General features: G+C 69.3%; 11 protein-coding genes and 1 pseudogene. 1 reads left to right on the top strand and 11 read right to left on the bottom strand.

The annotated features are described in order from the left end of the window. Positions 1-243: 243 nt before the first annotated feature. From IE273_RS27130 to IE273_RS27090, 9 genes and pseudogenes are all read right to left on the bottom strand, one after another. Positions 244-808, bottom strand: a pseudogene (locus IE273_RS27130) (Uma2 family endonuclease). A 91-nt stretch (positions 809-899) separates the two neighbouring features. Next, entirely contained in the window at positions 900-2,684 is a 1,785-nt protein-coding gene (gene ltrA, locus IE273_RS27125; RefSeq protein ID WP_229887589.1) for a group II intron reverse transcriptase/maturase, read from the bottom strand. Between the two features lie 773 nt (positions 2,685-3,457). After that, positions 3,458-4,735: a thymidine phosphorylase gene (locus tag IE273_RS27120; RefSeq protein WP_189817887.1), complete on the bottom strand. Its 1,278-nt coding sequence runs from the start codon at positions 4,733-4,735 to the stop codon at positions 3,458-3,460. An 80-nt stretch (positions 4,736-4,815) separates the two neighbouring features. Then, positions 4,816-5,220 carry a cytidine deaminase gene (locus tag IE273_RS27115; protein WP_030641509.1) on the bottom strand — a complete coding sequence of 135 codons (405 nt, stop codon included), beginning with the start codon at positions 5,218-5,220 and terminating at the stop codon, positions 4,816-4,818. Next, a complete protein-coding gene (locus tag IE273_RS27110) occupies positions 5,217-6,503 on the bottom strand; it encodes an ABC transporter permease (RefSeq protein ID WP_041665460.1) in 1,287 nt (428 codons plus the stop codon). Before IE273_RS27110 ends, IE273_RS27115 begins: the two co-directional genes overlap by 4 nt. Then, entirely contained in the window at positions 6,503-7,630 is a 1,128-nt protein-coding gene (locus IE273_RS27105; protein WP_189817797.1) for an ABC transporter permease, read from the bottom strand. The genes IE273_RS27110 and IE273_RS27105 overlap by 1 nt, the downstream gene beginning before the upstream one ends. Then, complete coding sequence (locus tag IE273_RS27100; protein ID WP_229887619.1) at positions 7,627-9,186, bottom strand: ABC transporter ATP-binding protein; 1,560 nt, start codon at positions 9,184-9,186, stop codon at positions 7,627-7,629. Before IE273_RS27100 ends, IE273_RS27105 begins: the two co-directional genes overlap by 4 nt. Before the next feature lie 165 nt (positions 9,187-9,351). Next, positions 9,352-10,407: a BMP family lipoprotein gene (locus IE273_RS27095; protein WP_189817796.1), complete on the bottom strand. Its 1,056-nt coding sequence runs from the start codon at positions 10,405-10,407 to the stop codon at positions 9,352-9,354. Between the two features lie 300 nt (positions 10,408-10,707). Beyond that, positions 10,708-11,943 (bottom strand): amidohydrolase, encoded by a 1,236-nt coding sequence (locus IE273_RS27090; RefSeq protein ID WP_189817795.1) that lies wholly within the window; start codon positions 11,941-11,943, stop codon positions 10,708-10,710. A 233-nt stretch (positions 11,944-12,176) separates the two neighbouring features. On the opposite strand from IE273_RS27090, the gene IE273_RS45255 reads away from it, so the two are divergent. After that, positions 12,177-13,259 carry a class I SAM-dependent methyltransferase gene (locus tag IE273_RS45255; RefSeq protein WP_373309402.1) on the top strand — a complete coding sequence of 361 codons (1,083 nt, stop codon included), beginning with the start codon at positions 12,177-12,179 and terminating at the stop codon, positions 13,257-13,259. 141 nt (positions 13,260-13,400) lie between these two features. Here the strand turns inward: IE273_RS45255 and IE273_RS27080 are convergent, their stop codons facing one another. Beyond that, positions 13,401-15,233, bottom strand: a complete 1,833-nt coding sequence (locus IE273_RS27080) for an alpha/beta hydrolase (protein ID WP_189817794.1) — start codon at positions 15,231-15,233, stop codon at positions 13,401-13,403. A 9-nt stretch (positions 15,234-15,242) separates the two neighbouring features. Then, positions 15,243-15,695 (bottom strand): hypothetical protein, encoded by a 453-nt coding sequence (locus IE273_RS27075; protein ID WP_189817793.1) that lies wholly within the window; start codon positions 15,693-15,695, stop codon positions 15,243-15,245. Positions 15,696-15,786: the final 91 nt, after the last annotated feature.

Below are 15,786 nucleotides of genomic sequence, written 5' to 3'. Positions count from 1 at the left end.
GGGGCGGTGGCGTGCCGCGGTGCCGGTCCGCTTGGCGGGGATCGCAGCCCGCCGCGTCGAGCAATCCTCTTCTCCGGCGGTCTGCTGGTGACGGCGCTCAGTACGGCCGGGGTCGCCGGGGTCGCCGGGGTCTTCGTAGCGGTCGGGGCGGTACGGGGCTGAGGTGTGGGCCGTACGACGATCGGGGCGCTGTGCTCCGGCTACGTCCTCCGCACCTACGCCGGCCGCGGGGATGACGCCGGGTCAGTCGACCGGGAACTCGCTCGTATCGATGGTGAGGCCGAACGGCTCCGGCAGCTCGATGAGGTCACCGAACTTGACCGCCTTGAGAACCCGGTAGACGTCGCCCTTCGGCTCGCCGTAGAGCGTCGCGGTGGGGCCTCCGGGGGCCCAGCGGTCGACCAGGAGGTACAGCGGGATACCGGCGGTGGCGTAGGCGGCGGGCTTGCTGACGCGATCGTGGTCGGCGTTGGACTTGGAGGTGACCTCGACGACGAGTTCCGCGAGGGCGGCGGGGATGTTCCGGCACCGGCGCAACCACCAGGTCAGGGATGAGCATGCCCAGCCGTGACGGCACGGCGATGGCCAGTGTCTGGAAGATCTCCCAGTCCTCGGGGATCACGGAGTAGAGGCGACGCTGGATGCGGGCCGCGATCACGTTGTGGCGAAACGCGGGAGCAGGTGACACGGTGATGATCCCCTCGATGATCTCCACCTTGCTGCCCTCGGGCCATTCCATCTCCTCCCAGTACCGGACGAGGTCGTCCCAGTTCTGGTCGGAGTCCTGGCTGACGGTGAGTGCGCTCAGTCGGGTAGCCGGAGGGCGTTGCCGCCCCCCGGCCCCCTCAGAACCGGACGTGCGGCTGTTCACCGCATCCGGCTCAAGCGGGCCCCTGGAGTCACGCGGGTCGGTCATCTTGCTTGGCCCTTCTGTGATCGCCGGCATGGTGCTGGCGATGGCAGTCAGCGTGTACGAGGCGAAGGTTCGTCCGCTCGTCCGTGCCGCCGTCGCGCCGATAGATGAAGTGGTGCTTATGCAGCGGCTTCATCGATGCCGAGAACCACGCGGCCCACTCGCGGGGGTTGTCCGGTGTGTACTCGGCATCGGGGATCAATGGCTGTTTGCACAACGGACAGATCCCCTTCTGGCGGGATGCGAGGGTGATGGTCCACCTGTCGGCGGTCCCGGGCATCCTCTTGCGTCGACGGCTCACCCAGTAGTCGGCCAGCGAGGGGTCGTCAGGGGAGTTGCCCTCCTTGACGATCACGTGCCGGACGATTCTGGTCCAGTTGAACTTGTAGAGATAGGTGCCGGTGTCCCGGTCACCGAATACCCACTGGTCCTTCCGGGTCGAGTTGAAAACGCCGTAGTGCTTGGCCAGGCGCCAGCTCTTCGGCTTGTTCGGGTGGGAGTGCTTGACCCACTTCTGCGTGAGCGTCCACACGTAGAAGTCCAGGGACTTGAAGGTCTCCTTGGACACCACCGTCCGGTAGTAGGTGGCCCAGCCCTTGATGATCGGGTCGAGCTTCCTCACCACAGCCGCAGCGTTCGCCCCTCTCAGGCCGATCACTTCACTGCGGAGCCGTTCCCGGACCCTCTTCACAGCCGCCTTACTCGGCTTGATCAGCAGAGTCCCGCTGTATCGCCGGATGTTGAACCCGAGGAAGTCGAAGCCTTCTTCAAGGTGGAGGACCGACGTCTTCTCCTCGTTGAAGGCGACCCCGCGCGGAGTCATCCAGACAGCCAGTTGCTCCTTGACCCGGTGTGCTTCGTCTTCGCTGTGGCAGAACACCGCGAAGTCATCCGCGTACCGGACCAGGACCGGAGTATCTCGTCGGGACTTGTGGGAACGTCCCTCCGTGAGATGCCCGGCCGCCGTCTCCACGCCGTGCAAGGCCACGTTGAGCAGCAGGGGGCTGATCACACCCCCCTGAGGGGTCCCCTCATCGGTGGGCGAGATTCGTCCGCAGTCCATCACTCCCGCCTTGAGCCACCCCCGGATCGCTTCCCGTGCCGGGAAGTTACCGATGAGGGTCATCAGGTGGTCGTGCGAAATACGGTCGAACGCCGCTGTCAGATCAGCATCGAGCACCCATAGCCGCTTGGCCCGTCTCTGGCCCGCGATATTGAAGATGGCGCCGATCGCGTCATGACAGCCCCGGCCGGGGCGAAAGCCGTAGCTTCGTTGCTCGAACCGGGCTTCCCACTCGGGTTCCAGTGCATTCTTGACGCGGGCCTGGCGGACTCGGTCACGGATGACTGGAATACCCAAGGGGCGCTGCTTTCCGTTGGCTTTGGGAATGTACACGCGCCGGACGGGCAGGGGCTTTCCAGGACAACGCTCCGCTGCGATCTCAGCGGCCAGTCGCCCACGCGCGCTCCGAGTGAGCGCACGTTCTTGGTCAATCCCTGCTGTCCGACGGCCTGTGCTCTGCTGCGTCACCCGCTTCACGCTCACGAGCGTGTTCGAGTGGGATCGCAACATCAGCTTCTGCAAGTTGCGGACCTTCTTCAGGTCCCCTTCCTGCGTGGCTGTGAAGATGCGCTGCCTCAGTCTCCGTACCGACGCTTCCGCCTTGGCCCAGTCGATGCTGTGCCAGGTTTGGGCGTAGTCCTCCGGTCCGTTCGCCGTCGTAGGAGGCATCGCCGCCACAGGCGTCGCTGCCACACCTGCCTTCGGCATCCAACTTGCCCTCGGTTCGGGGTTCTTCGCAGTTCTTCTTCACGGGCCTACCTGATCCGCGTGGGCTCCCTTTCGGGCCGGGGCATCGCCCCCCCGTATCCGACGAGTTATGTGACGCGGTAGAGGAATCCACGTCCCTTTCCCCTGGACTTTCGCCCTATCGGCGTTTGCTTCTCGGATCATCCTGTCCCGCTGGAGGCTTGGTCCTTCGTTACCTCCGGCTTACCGGGATCGCTCCCGGACTCCAACGGGGTTTCCACGTTCCGCTCACACAAGATGCGGCCGGGGTGGGCTCCCTCTTAATCCCGGGCCCGACGGTGTCCTCCCCCTTCGGCGCCAATCCTCTGGGGTCGTCGTGCGCTCTTCCGCGCCAGGGCCTGTCTGCCGCCGACAGCTCACCATCGACGCGGCACAGGAGTTACGAGATTTCGTCAAGGGTTCATTTGCATTAGCCCGTCCGGCCTTCCCCTCGCCTGTTGCGGCCCGATGGTCGTGCCGCTCTTGGGCTTGCGCTTCCGGCTTCACACCCCGCCGTTGCCAGCGACGCATGCGGAAGTGGGGACGGACCTTGGACACTGGTCCGGGATGACCTGCTCATGACCTTCTTCCCTCCTGCGGGTCATCCACTTGGGTGGAGCGACTTCCTGTCGCACTGGCGGTCTCCTATCGGTGCGTCGCCGATCCCAGCATGCCGAACGGGACCGGCGGAGGTCCACCGGTCCCGTTCACCCGAAAGGGACGTGACATCAACGGCCCACGGCCGCGGGCGCAGGTCAGGCGATACGTTCCCGCACCACCGGCGTGGCCTGGAAGGCCGTGCCCGGGGCCGCGATGTCGTAGGAGCCCGCCACCGCCTGGAGCGCGTACTCGAAGCGCTCCGGGGTGTCGGTGTGCAAGGTCAGCAGGGGCTGGCCCTCCGTCACCGTGTCGCCCGGCTTGGCGTGCAGCTCGATGCCCGCGCCCGCCTGCACCGGGTCCTCCTTGCGGGCCCGGCCGGCGCCGAGGCGCCAGGCGCCGACCCCGATGTCGTACGCGTCGAGGCGGGTCAGGACGCCGGAGGCCGGGGCCTTGACGACGTGCTGCTCCTTCGCGGTGGGCAGCGGCGCGTCCGGGTCGCCGCCCTGCGCCGCGATCATCCGGCGCCAGACGTCCATCGCCGAGCCGTCCGCGAGGGCCTTCGCGGGGTCGGCGTCCTTGATGCCCGCCGCGTCGAGCATCTCGCGGGCCAGGGCGATGGTCAGTTCCACGACGTCCGCGGGGCCGCCGCCCGCCAGGACCTCGACCGATTCGCGGACCTCCAGGGCGTTGCCCGCCGTGAGGCCGAGCGGGGTGGACATGTCCGTCAGCAGCGCGACCGTCTTCACGCCGTGGTCGGTGCCGAGGCCGACCATCGTGGAGGCCAGCTCGCGGGCGTCCTCGATCGTCTTCATGAAGGCGCCGGTGCCCACCTTCACGTCCAGCACCAGGGAGCCGGTGCCCTCGGCGATCTTCTTCGACATGATCGAGGAGGCGATCAGGGGGATCGCCTCGACCGTGCCGGTGACGTCGCGCAGGGCGTAGAGCTTCTTGTCGGCGGGGGCCAGGCCGTCGCCCGCCGCGCAGATCACCGCGCCCGTGGTGTCCAGGACGTTCAGCATCTCCTCGTTGGAGAGCAGCGCGCGCCAGCCGGGGATCGACTCCAGCTTGTCCAGGGTGCCGCCGGTGTGGCCGAGGCCCCGGCCGGAGAGCTGCGGGACGGCCGCGCCGCAGGCGGCGACGAGCGGGGCCAGCGGGAGGGTGATCTTGTCGCCGACGCCGCCCGTGGAGTGCTTGTCGGCCGTCGGGCGGGACAGCGAGGAGAAGTCCATGCGCTCGCCGGAGGCGATCATGGCCGCGGTCCAGCGGGCGATCTCGCGGCGGTTCATGCCGTTCAGCAGGATCGCCATGGCGAGCGCGGACATCTGCTCGTCGGCGACCTCGCCCCGGGTGTAGGCGTCGATGACCCAGTCGATCTGCTCGTCGGTCAGCTCACCGCGGTCCCGCTTGGTGCGGATGACGGAGATGGCGTCCATGGCCATGGCGGGGGTGGTTCCTTCCGGGAGGTGCGAAGTGTGCGGCCCCCCTGCGAGCGGGGCAGGGGGGCCGTACGGCATTACTGGGTGAGATGGTCCGGGCCGAAGGCCTGGGGCAGCATCTCGGAGAGCGGGAGGACGCCCGCCGGGGTGTCCAGCAGCAGGTCCGGTCCGCCGAACTCGTAGAGCAGCTGGCGGCAGCGACCGCACGGGACCAGCAGGGCGCCGGTGCCGTCGACACACGTGAAGTGCGTCAGCCGGCCACCGCCCGTGCGCTGGAGCTGGGAGACCAGGCCGCACTCGGCGCACAGGCCGAGGCCGTAGGAGGCGTTCTCGACGTTGCAGCCGGTGACCGTGCGGCCGTCGTCGACCAGGGCCGCGACCCCGACCGGGTAGCCGGAGTAGGGGGCGTAGGCGTGGGTCATGGCCTCCCGCGCCTCGGCGCGCAGGGCCTCCCAGTCGAAGTCGGCGGCTCGCCCGGTCACTTGCCCTGCCCCTTCCGGTAGCGCATGCCGTCCGCCTTCGGCATCCGCAGGCGCTGCGCGGACAGCGACAGCACCAGCAGCGTGACGACGTACGGGGTGGCGCCGACGAAGTCGCTGGGGACCTCGTCGGTGAGCAGGTACCAGACGAGGACCAGCGCGGCCATGACGGCGCTGACCACGCCCTGCACCAGGGCCTTCTTGTAGAGCTTCCAGCCGGCCAGCAGCGCGAGCAGGACGACCAGCAGCAGGAGCAGGGCGTGGACGGTCACGCCGCCGTTGCGGAGCTGGAGCGCGTCGGAGTAGCCGAACAGGCCCGCGCCCATGGCGAGGCCGCCGGGGCGCCAGTTGCCGAAGATCATGGCGGCGAGACCGATGTAGCCGCGGCCTCCGGTCTGGCCCTCCAGGTAGGTGTGCGAGGTGACCAGCGCGAGGAAGGCGCCGCCGAGGCCGGCGAGGCCGCCGGAGACGGCCACGGCCGCGTACTTGTACTGGTAGACGTTGACACCGAGGGACTCGGCGGCGATCGGGTTCTCACCGCAGGAGCGCAGCCGCAGCCCGAACGGGGTGCGCCACAGCAGCCACCAGCTGCCCACGAACAGCAGCACGGCGATGATCGTCACCACGGACAGGTTGGTGATCAGACCGCCGATGATGCCGGCGAGGTCGGAGACCAGGAACCAGTGGTGCTTCTCGATCGACGCGAGGCCGTCCGAGAGGCCGGGGACGGTGACGTCGGGCAGCGTGTCCGCGGGCGGGGACTGCTTGGGGTTGCCGCCCGCCTCGGCGGCCTTGCCGTCGGCGAAGAACAGCTTGGCCAGGTACTGGGTGGCGCCGAGCGCGAGCAGGTTGACGGCGACACCGGAGACGATGTGGTCGACGCCGAAGGTGACGGTGGCGACGGCGTGCACCAGGCCGCCGAGGACACCGAAGGCGATGCCGCACAGCAGGCCGAGCCAGGGGCTGGACTGCCAGCCGATCCAGCCGGCGCCGAAGGTGCCGAGGATCATCATGCCTTCCAGGCCGATGTTGACCACGCCGGCCCGCTCCGACCACAGGCCGGCGAGTCCGGCGAGTCCGATCGGTACGGCGAGGCCGAGGGCGGCGCCGACCTGGCCCGCGGAGTCGAGCTGGTTGGCGCCGGTGATCACGCGGACGGCGGCCAGGAGCAGCAGGGCGCCCGCGACGATCATGAGGGTCAGGCCGAGGGAGCGGCCGGAGCGCTGCGGCGCGCCCGCCGCCTTGGGAGCCGCCGGCGGCGGCGCGTCGGTCATCGTGGCAGTCATCACGCCACCTCCTGCTTCTTCGTCGGGGCGGCGGCCTGGGCGGCGAGTTCGGCGCCGACGCGCTGCTGCTGGCGCTTCAGGCCGTAGCGGCGTACGACCTCGTAGGCGATGACGACGCACAGCACGATGACGCCCTGGATGACGCCGAGGATTTCCTTGTCGTAGCCCTGGAACTCCAGGTGGTTGGTGGTGCGCTCCAGGAAGCCCCAGAGCAGCGCGCCCAGCGCGATGCCGATCGGGTGGTTGCGGCCGAGCAGGGCGATGGCGATACCGGTGAAGCCGATGCCCGCCGGGAAGTCGTTGCTGAACTGGTGGCTGTCGTTCAGCAGGGTCGGCATGCCGATCAGACCGGCCACCGCACCCGAGATGATCATGCTGGTGGCGACCATCTTCTTCACCCCGACGCCGCTCGCGGCGGCGGCGGTCTCGGACTGGCCGACGGTGCGCAGGTCGAAGCCGAACCGGGTGCGGCCGAGCACGAACCAGTACGCGACGCCGACGAGCACGGCGATCACGATGAAGCCCCACAGCTCACCGGCCGGGCCGGCGTCGAAGCTGAAGAAGTACGAGGACGACGGCAGCGGCTTGGTGGAGACGAGGGTGCCGGCCTGGTCCAGCTGGCCGAGCTTGCCGGGCTGGAGCAGGTAGGCGATGACCGCGGTGGCGATCGAGTTCAGCATGATGGTCGCGATGACCTCGCTGACGCCCCGGGTCACCTTGAGGATGCCGGCGATGGCCGCCCACAGGGCGCCGGTCGCCATGGCGCAGAGGATGATCAGCGGGATGGCGATCCAGCCGGGCACGGTGAGCGCCCCGCCGAGGACGGCGGCTATGAACGCGGCGAGCCGGTACTGGCCGTCGACACCGATGTTGAACAGGTTCATGCGGAAGCCGATGGCCACCGCGACACCCGCGAGGTAGTACGTCGTCGCCTTGTTCAGGATGTAGACCTGGCTGTCGCTGGCGAAGCCGTAGGTCACCATGTCGCTGAAGGCGTCACCGGGGTTCTTGCCGGTCGCGAGGATCACCAGGGTGGTGACGACGAGCGCGGCGACGACCGCCAGCAGGGGCGCGGCGACGCCGAGGAGCAGCCGCTCCTTGTCGATCCGTGAGGTCAGCTTGTTCATCGCGCGTCGTCCTCTGTGTGCTCCAGGTGGCCGGTGGCCGCACCCGTCATGGCGGAGCCCAGCTCTTCGGGGGTGATCGTGGCGGGATCGGCGTCGGCGACCAGACGGCCGCGGTACATCACCCGCAGGGTGTCGGAGAGCCCGATCAGCTCGTCCAGGTCCGCGGAGATCAGCAGCACGGCCAGGCCCTCGCGGCGGGCCTCGCGGATGTGGTCCCAGATGGCCGCCTGCGCGCCGACGTCCACACCGCGGGTGGGGTGGGCGGCGATCAGCAGCTTGGGGCTGTGGCTCATCTCCCGGCCGACGATCAGCTTCTGCTGGTTGCCGCCGGACAGGGAGGCGGCGGTGACGTCGATGCCGGGGGTGCGGACGTCGTAGGACTCGACGATGCGCTGGGTGTCGACGCGGGCGGCCTTGAGGTCGAGCAGTCCGCCGCGCGAGTTGGGCTTCTCGGTGACGTGGCCGAGGATGCGGTTCTCCCACAGCGGCGCTTCCAGCAGCAGGCCGTGGCGGTGGCGGTCCTCGGGGATGTAGCCGATGCCGGACTCGCGGCGGTCGCGGGTCGGGGCCTCGGAGATGTCGGCGCCGTCGAGGGTGACGGCGCCGGCGCCGGGCCGGCGCATGCCCATGATCGCCTCGACCAGTTCGGACTGGCCGTTGCCCTCCACACCGGCGATGCCGAGGACCTCGCCCTTGTGGATGGTGAAGGAGATCTCGTCCAGGATGATCCGCTCGATGCCGTCGAGGTCGGTCTGCGCGAGGTGCAGGCCGTCCACCGTGAGCATCGGGACGTCGGTGACCGTGGACTCCTGGGTCTCCGGGGTGGGCAGCTCGCTGCCGACCATCAGCTCGGCGAGCTGCTTGGGGGTGGTGCCGCGCGGGTCGACGGTGCCGACGGTGGTGCCGCGCCGGATGACGGTGATCTCGTCGGCGACGGAGAGCACCTCGCCCAGCTTGTGCGAGATGAAGATGACGGTGAGGCCCTCGGCCTTGAGTTCGCGCAGGTTGTCGAAGAGGGCGTCGACCTCCTGCGGCACGAGGACGGCCGTGGGCTCGTCCAGGATGAGGGTCTTGGCGCCCCGGTAGAGGACCTTGAGGATCTCCACGCGCTGGCGGTCGGCGACGCCGAGTTCCTCGACCAGGGCGTCGGGCCGGACGCCCAGGCCGTAGGCGTCGGAGATCTCCTTGATCCGGGCGCGTGCCTTGCCCCCGATGCCGTGCAGCTTCTCCGCGCCGAGGACGACGTTCTCCAGGACGGTGAGGTTGTCGGCGAGCATGAAGTGCTGGTGCACCATGCCGATGCCGCGGGCGATGGCATCGCCGGGGTTGTGGAAGACGACCTGTTCGCCACCCACGGTGATGGTGCCCTCGTCCGGCTGCTGCATGCCGTAGAGGATCTTCATGAGGGTGGACTTGCCGGCGCCGTTCTCGCCGCACAGGGCGTGGACGGTGCCCGTACGGACCGTGATGTCGATGTCGCGGTTGGCGACGACGCCGGGGAAACGCTTGGTGATGCCGCGCAGTTCGACGGCAGCGGGAGGGCTGGACGCGTTGATGGCGCACTCTCCTCGGGGAAAGGGGCTGCGGGGAGGGGGCAGGCGTCGGCGACGCTAGCGCGGCAACTCCGCGCTACACGCGTAGAGTTGACACATTGTTATGGCTCGGCGGGGGAGCTCCCAAGGGCGCCCCCGCCGAGCCGGGGTCCGACGGGACCCGTCAGGTCACGGGGTGGTCTTGACCTTGATCGAGCCGTCGACGATCTTCTTCTGCGCCGCGTCCAGCTTGGCCTTGATGTCGTCGATGAAGCCACCGCTGGTGGACAGCGAGACGCCGTCCTTGGCGAGCGAGTAGGTGTTGGTGCCGGTCAGCGGCTTGCCGTCGTGGACGGACTTGACCAGGTCGTAGACACCGACGTCGACGTTCTTGACGACCGAGGTCAGGATCGAGTTCTTGTACTTGGCCAGACCCGGGATGCCGTACTGGTCCGAGTCCACGCCGATGGCCCAGGCGCCCTTCTTGCCGGCCACGGCCTCGATGGCGCCGTTGCCGGAGGAGCCGGCCGCCGAGTAGATGACGTCCGCGCCGTTGTCGAGCATGCCCTGCGCGGCCTCCTTGCCCTTGTCGGGGCTGGCGAAGCCGGAGGTGTCCGAGCCGTGGGACAGGTACTGCGTGTCGATCTTGATCTTCGGGTCGGTGTCCTTGACGCCCTGGACGTAACCCGCCTCGAACTTCTTGATCAGCGGGACGTCGACGCCGCCGATGAAGCCGACGTGCTTGGTCTTGGTCTTCAGCGCGGCGGCGACACCGGCCAGGTAGGAGCCCTGCTCCTCGGTGAAGGTGATGCTGTCGACGTTCTTGCCGTTGACCACCGAGTCGACGATGCCGAAGGTGGTCTTCGGGTACTTCGCGGCGACCTTGGTCATCGAGGCGGCGTAGGCGTAGCCCACACCGACGATGGGGTTGTAGCCCGCGTCCGCCAGGTCCGACAGGCGCTGCTCGCGGTCGGCCTCGGTGTCCGAGGTCTTCGCGGTCAGCTCCTTGATGTCGCCGCCGAACTCCTTCTTCGCCTTGTCGGCACCGCGTGCGGCGGAGTCGTTGAACGAGCGGTCGCCACGGCCGCCGACGTCGAAGGCGATACCGACCTTGACGCCCTTGCCGTCACCCGAGGCGGGCGAGCCGGAGTCGTTGTCGGAGGAGGTACTGCCACAGGCAGTGGCAGTCAGTGCGAGTGCTGCGGAGGCGATACACGCAGCGGAAAGCTTGGCTACCCGGCGCACGGGAAGGCTCCTTCACCTGACCTGAGCGCCTTGGCGGCGCTTGATGTGAGCACCGTGTCGGTGCTCCGGCCGAAACGCCCCGGCGGCGTCGGCTTCGCGGCATCGTAACGCGCGTAGATGTCGCAAAAAACCCTCTCGGGAAGCCGTTATCGATTCGAGGCAAACACTGCCTGAACTCGGTGTCTTGGTCCTCTCACGCCAGTGTTGCGGACAGTGCACGATTGGCTTGCATCCGTGTTGCGCCGGGCGGGAAATCGGCCCCCGGCCGGCCCGCGAAGGGGCTCGCCGGGGGCCGCCCGCTCAGCTCTGCGAGCCGTTGACGTCCAGGAACGCGGCGGCGGTGAACATCTCGACACCCACCGTGATCGCGTACTCGTCCGCGTCGAAATCGCCCTGGTGGAGATCGCGCACCGTGCGCTCGCCGGGCCGGCGCACCCCGAGCCGGGCCATGGCGCCCGGGACGTGCTCCAGGTACCAGGAGAAGTCCTCGCCGCCGAGGCTCTGCTCGGTGCTCTCCACGGACTTCATGCCGCGCCGGGCGACCATGGCCCGGCGCAGCAGCTCGGTCGACTCCCGGTCGTTGACCACCGGCGGCACCCCGCGCACATAGGTGATCTCGGACTTGGCCCGGTGCAGGGTGGCGACCTCGTCGATCGCCGCGTGCACGATGTCGGGGGCCTGCCGCCAGGCGTCCAGGTCCAGGCAGCGCACGGTCCCGGACAGCTCGGCGTGCTGCGGGATCACGTTCGGGGCGTGGCCGGACTCGATGCGGCCCCAGGTGAGGGCGAGACCGACGCGGGTGTCGACCCGGCGGGCGATCAGCGCGGGGACGTCGACGGCGACCCGGGCGGCGGCCGTGACCAGGTCGGTGGTCAGGTGGGGGCGGGCGGTGTGCCCGCCGGGGCCGTCGAGCGCGATCTCCAGACGGTCGCAGGCGCTGGTGATCGGTCCGTGCCGCAGCCCGACCTTCCCGGCCTCCACCTTGGGGTCGCAGTGCACGGCGAGGAGGCGGCCGACGCCGGTCAGCGCGCCGTCCTCGATGGCGCCCAGGGCGCCGCCGGGCAGCACCTCCTCGGCGGGCTGGAAGAGCAGCCGCACCGGCCGGGGCAGCAGGCCCTTGGCGTGCAGGTCGGCGAGGACCAGCCCGGCGCCGAGGACGACGGAGGTGTGCACGTCGTGACCGCACGCGTGCGCCCGGTCGGGCACGGTGGACCGGTACGGGCAGTCGCTCTTCGTGTCCGGAATGGGCAGGCCGTCGATGTCGGCGCGCAGGGCCAGCAGGGGTACGGACGGGTGCTCACCCTCCGCGAGACCGATGTCACAGACGAGTCCCGTGCCCGTGCTCAGGACACGGGGCTTGAGCCCGGCCTGCTCCAGCCGCTCCTTGATCGCGGCGGTCGTACGGAACTCCTGGTTGCCCAGCTCCGGGTGCATGTGCAAGTCGCGCCGGAAGGCGACGAGTTCGGCGTGCAGGGACTCGCTCAGCACGCCGGGGAGCACATCCCCCGGGAGGCCGGCCTGGGACTCTAGGGACATCAATTGCTTCACCCTCTGAAGGGTAGGACGCCCGGCTGGTCAACTACCCCTCGTTCAACAAAAGTTCAGCCCGTTAGGGGAATAAAATCTGACCGGCGGACGCATGGCGGTGAACTCTGATGGGTAAAACCTCTGTTTCCTCTTCCACGGATACCACGCCTCGCGGGGGTCACGCGCGCGATGTCCACGAACCGGACCCCCGCCGCGGTGCCCTCCCGGTAGGGTCCGCCGACGTGAGCGACCCGACCGCGGACTTCCTCCGGACGACCCGTACCTCCTACGACACGATCGCCGAGGACTACGGCGCCCGCTTCCCTCCGGGGGGCCTCCACCCGCTGGACCGCACCCTGATCAGGGCCTTCGCCGAGCTGGTCACGGTGCACGGCTCCGCCCCCGTCGCCGACCTGGGCAGCGGGCCCGGGCACATCACCGCGCTGCTGCACGAGCAGGGGGTGCCGGTGTTCGGGGTCGACCTCTCCCCCGCCATGGTGGCACTGGCCCGTGCGGCGTACCCCGCCCTGCGCTTCCACGTCGGTTCGATGACCGCACTGGACCTGCCCGACGCCACCCTGGGCGGCGTCCTCGCCCTGTACTCGACCATCCACCTGCCGGACGAGGAGCTGCCGACCGCCTGCGCGGAGTTCCGCCGCACCCTGGCCCCCGGCGGGCACGCCCTGCTCGGCTTCCAGTCCGGCCCCGAGCCCGGCCGGCTGCACCTGACCGAGCGGTTCGGCCACGACATCGACCTCGACTACTACTGGCGTACGCCGGAGCAGGTCGCCGAGGCCCTGACGGGGGCGGGTCTGGACCTGGTCGCGACGGTCCTGCGGGAGCCGACCGCGGAGGAGACCCGCCCACGGGGGGTTCGTGCCGGCCCGCCGGGGGTGAGGCGGGGCGGGCGGCTAGAAGTGCTCGACCTCCTGGCCGTCGGGGACCTGGTAGCAGCCGGAGACGACGGTCAGGCTCAGCTTCGGGGGGTTCCTCTTCTCCATCTGGGCGATGTGCACGCCGGCCCGCTCCTCGTCGTTGTCGGCGATCAGAACGACGTTCCTGTTCGCACTGGTGTCGGGGCCGTACTGGACGATCTTCCAGCCCTGCTTCGGCAGCCCCTCCTTGAGGTTCTCCATCGCGACACCGAGATCGGCCGCCGAGGCGGGGTAGAAGCTCCACTTGTGGAAGATCCGGAAGTACGTGTCCCGGTCCTTGCCCGCGCACCCCTGGACTCCGGGGCTGCCGTCGGAGGCCTTTCCCTCGACGTCGATCAGGTCGCGCAGCCGACTGGACAGCTGCTGGGCCCGCGCGGCCGCGTCACGTGACGTGCTGGTGCCGGCGGACGGGACGTCGTCGGATTCCGTACTGGAGCTCATGCTGCATCCTGTGAGAGTGGTGAGGACGGTGGACAGGAGGAGCGCGGCAGCGCTCGTACGGTTCTTCAAGATCGACGGGCCTCGCTCTGCCTAACGGGTGTACTTCCAGGTCGGGGTCGGTTCCTTCAGTGTCACGTCCTCCCCGTGCCCCGCGACGACCAGGGCCTGGTTGAGCAGGCTGTCGGAGCCCTCGTCCCAGTACCCGCTGTGACCCTTCGTGTCCGTGGTCATCTGATTCGCCCCGAACCGCTCGTCGCTGGGCACGGTCCAGGGGCCGTCCCAGTCGCTGCCGCCGTGGCCGAAGCGGCCGATGTCGGGTACGACGTCCCCATCGGCCTCCTCGTTCCAGACGTGGCCCTTGGGCACGTCGAGCTGCTCCGCCTTGGGCACCGTGACACCGGGACTGCCCACGGTGACTACGTCGTCGGCGTTCAGCGTGCCGTGGTCGGCGGCCGAGCCGACAAGGGTGGTGCCGTACGAGTGTCCGATCACGGTGCGGTGTGGCGGGGTCTCGCCGGTGTGCGAGGCTTCCAGCCCGTCGAGGAAGCGGTTGAAGGCCGGTGCGCCGTCGTCCGCATAGTGCCGAAACGGCGAGTCCTTCACGATGTCCTGCGGGGCGTCGTAGCCGAGCCAGGTGATCGTGGAGACGGGCTGTCCGTCGGCCTCGTCGGTAGCCACGCGCCAGGTGGCGGTCATCCGGTCTACGTTGCCGGTGATGTTGCTGAGGTTGGACGTAGTACCCGGCACATAGACGGCCTGGTGTCGGGCCGTGTCCGGGTTGCCGTTGGCGATGATCGCCCGGCCGTTGCCCTCCGGGCTGAACCCCAGCAGGTACGCCTCAGGCAGGCCCCTGTGGTCCTTGTCGGTGGCCGTACCGGTGGCGTCGAAGCGAGCCTGGATGCTCTGCATGCCGTGGAGCGACTTGGTGAGGTGGTCGTAGCGTTCGCCGTGCTGCTTGTACCAGTCCATCCATTCGTCGGTGTGGACCTTGGACGCCCAGCCGTTGGTGGCGATGAACGTCCACTCGTTGACCGGCGGCTTCGGGATGGAGTCCAGCTCCAGCTGGTAGCGGGCCCGGGTCTCGTCGAACACGACACGGTTGGCCTCGTCGCGGGCAGTGGAGGGGAGACCGTCGAGTGTGCCCACGGTGTCCGGGCGGAGGGAGAGCCAGGTCGCGCGCTCCTCGTCGCTGAGCCCGCTCCACCAGGCCGCGTTGTCCTTCGGGCTGCCGTCCCTGGGCGGCTGGGGCAGGGAGTCGAGGTACTTCTTGCCGGCCTCGCCCACCCCGTCCTGGTCGGACTTGGCGTCGGACCAGTCCCGGTCGGACACCACCAGGTCGTCGTCGGCCTTCAGCGCGCGCAGCTTCGGCGCCCACTTGGCGTCCGCTGCCGCGGCCTCCTCAAGCGCGTCCCCGATCCGGTTCGCGAAGCCGATGGCCTTGCCGAAGTTCGGGTTCGGGTGCTGGTGGACGGCCTGCTGCTCGATCGCGTTGGCCGTCGGATCCGTCAAGCTGGTCGAGGGCGACACGGTCCCGCCCTCGGGCACCTTGCCGTCGACCTCCGTGCCGCCGGCCGGGAAGGTGACCGAGCCGTCCGCACCCACCTTGCAGCCCGCCGCCTCGGCGTCCGCCAGGGCCGCCTCCAGCTTCCGCTTGGCCGCCGCCATGTCGTACGCGAACGAGTTCAGCGCGGTACTGGCCAGGGCGCACTCGGTCTGGACGTAGTGGAAGTTCTTGCCGAGCTCCTTCAGCTCCCGCAGGGCCGCCTCGGCCGTCTCGCCCTTCAGCTGGTTGCGGATACCGGCCGAGATGCGGTTCTCCACCGTGTCCTTGGCGGTGCCCGCCATCTCGCTCGTGGCCCGGTACCCGTCGGCCGCCTCCTGGTACTCGGAGGGTTTCAGGGCCTTTAACGTCGCGATGTCCATGAATCCCCGTCACCGGCCCTTCGCGTCGCCGCCGACGGCCTCGGTGTCGTGGTACTTCCCCCTGATCTTGTCCAGCTCCGTCTTCACCTCGGCGTCGGACAGCGCGAGGTCGTGCCCGGAGCGCTCCATGAGCCCGCCCAGTTCCCCGCAGCGGCCCTTCACGTCCCCGACGTACTTCTTCCAGGACTCGTACAGCTCCTGCTGCGCCGCCGCCGACTGCACGCCCGACGTGTCCCCCAGCCCCGACTGCCCGCCGTCCAGCTTGCCCAGGGCCTTGCCGATGTCGTCCCGCATTCCCTTGGTGTCCTCGCCGGCCTTGGCCCAGACCTTCTTGTCCGACTTCAGGTCACCGGCCACGGTGCCGCCGCCACCCGGATCCATCGGAACGTGGTTCAGCCGCATCCGTGCGGAGCCACGGGTCGCGGCCTGCGCCTTCAACTGCTCCCACTCGTCCCACGCCATCCGCGCTCCCTCCCCCTGTCCTGCGGCGGCGTGGTGGTGCCGTGACGATCTGGTGCCGCCTCGGTGACGGAGCTTACGGGCGCGGTGCCGG

The organism is Streptomyces olivaceoviridis, from assembly GCF_014650115.1.
Taxonomy (GTDB): Bacteria; Actinomycetota; Actinomycetes; order Streptomycetales; family Streptomycetaceae; genus Streptomyces; species Streptomyces olivaceoviridis.
This window is presented reverse-complemented; position numbering and strand designations above follow the sequence as displayed.

Coding starts and splice junctions, on each gene's coding strand:
- ltrA (WP_229887589.1), bottom strand. CDS start 2,684: ATGCCGAAGGCAGGTGTGGCAGCGACGCCTGTGGCGGCGATGCCTCCT.
- IE273_RS27120 (WP_189817887.1), bottom strand. CDS start 4,735: ATGGACGCCATCTCCGTCATCCGCACCAAGCGGGACCGCGGTGAGCTG.
- IE273_RS27110 (WP_041665460.1), bottom strand. CDS start 6,503: ATGACTGCCACGATGACCGACGCGCCGCCGCCGGCGGCTCCCAAGGCG.
- IE273_RS27105 (WP_189817797.1), bottom strand. CDS start 7,630: ATGAACAAGCTGACCTCACGGATCGACAAGGAGCGGCTGCTCCTCGGC.
- IE273_RS27090 (WP_189817795.1), bottom strand. CDS start 11,943: ATGTCCCTAGAGTCCCAGGCCGGCCTCCCGGGGGATGTGCTCCCCGGC.
- IE273_RS27080 (WP_189817794.1), bottom strand. CDS start 15,233: ATGGACATCGCGACGTTAAAGGCCCTGAAACCCTCCGAGTACCAGGAG.
- IE273_RS27075 (WP_189817793.1), bottom strand. CDS start 15,695: ATGGCGTGGGACGAGTGGGAGCAGTTGAAGGCGCAGGCCGCGACCCGT.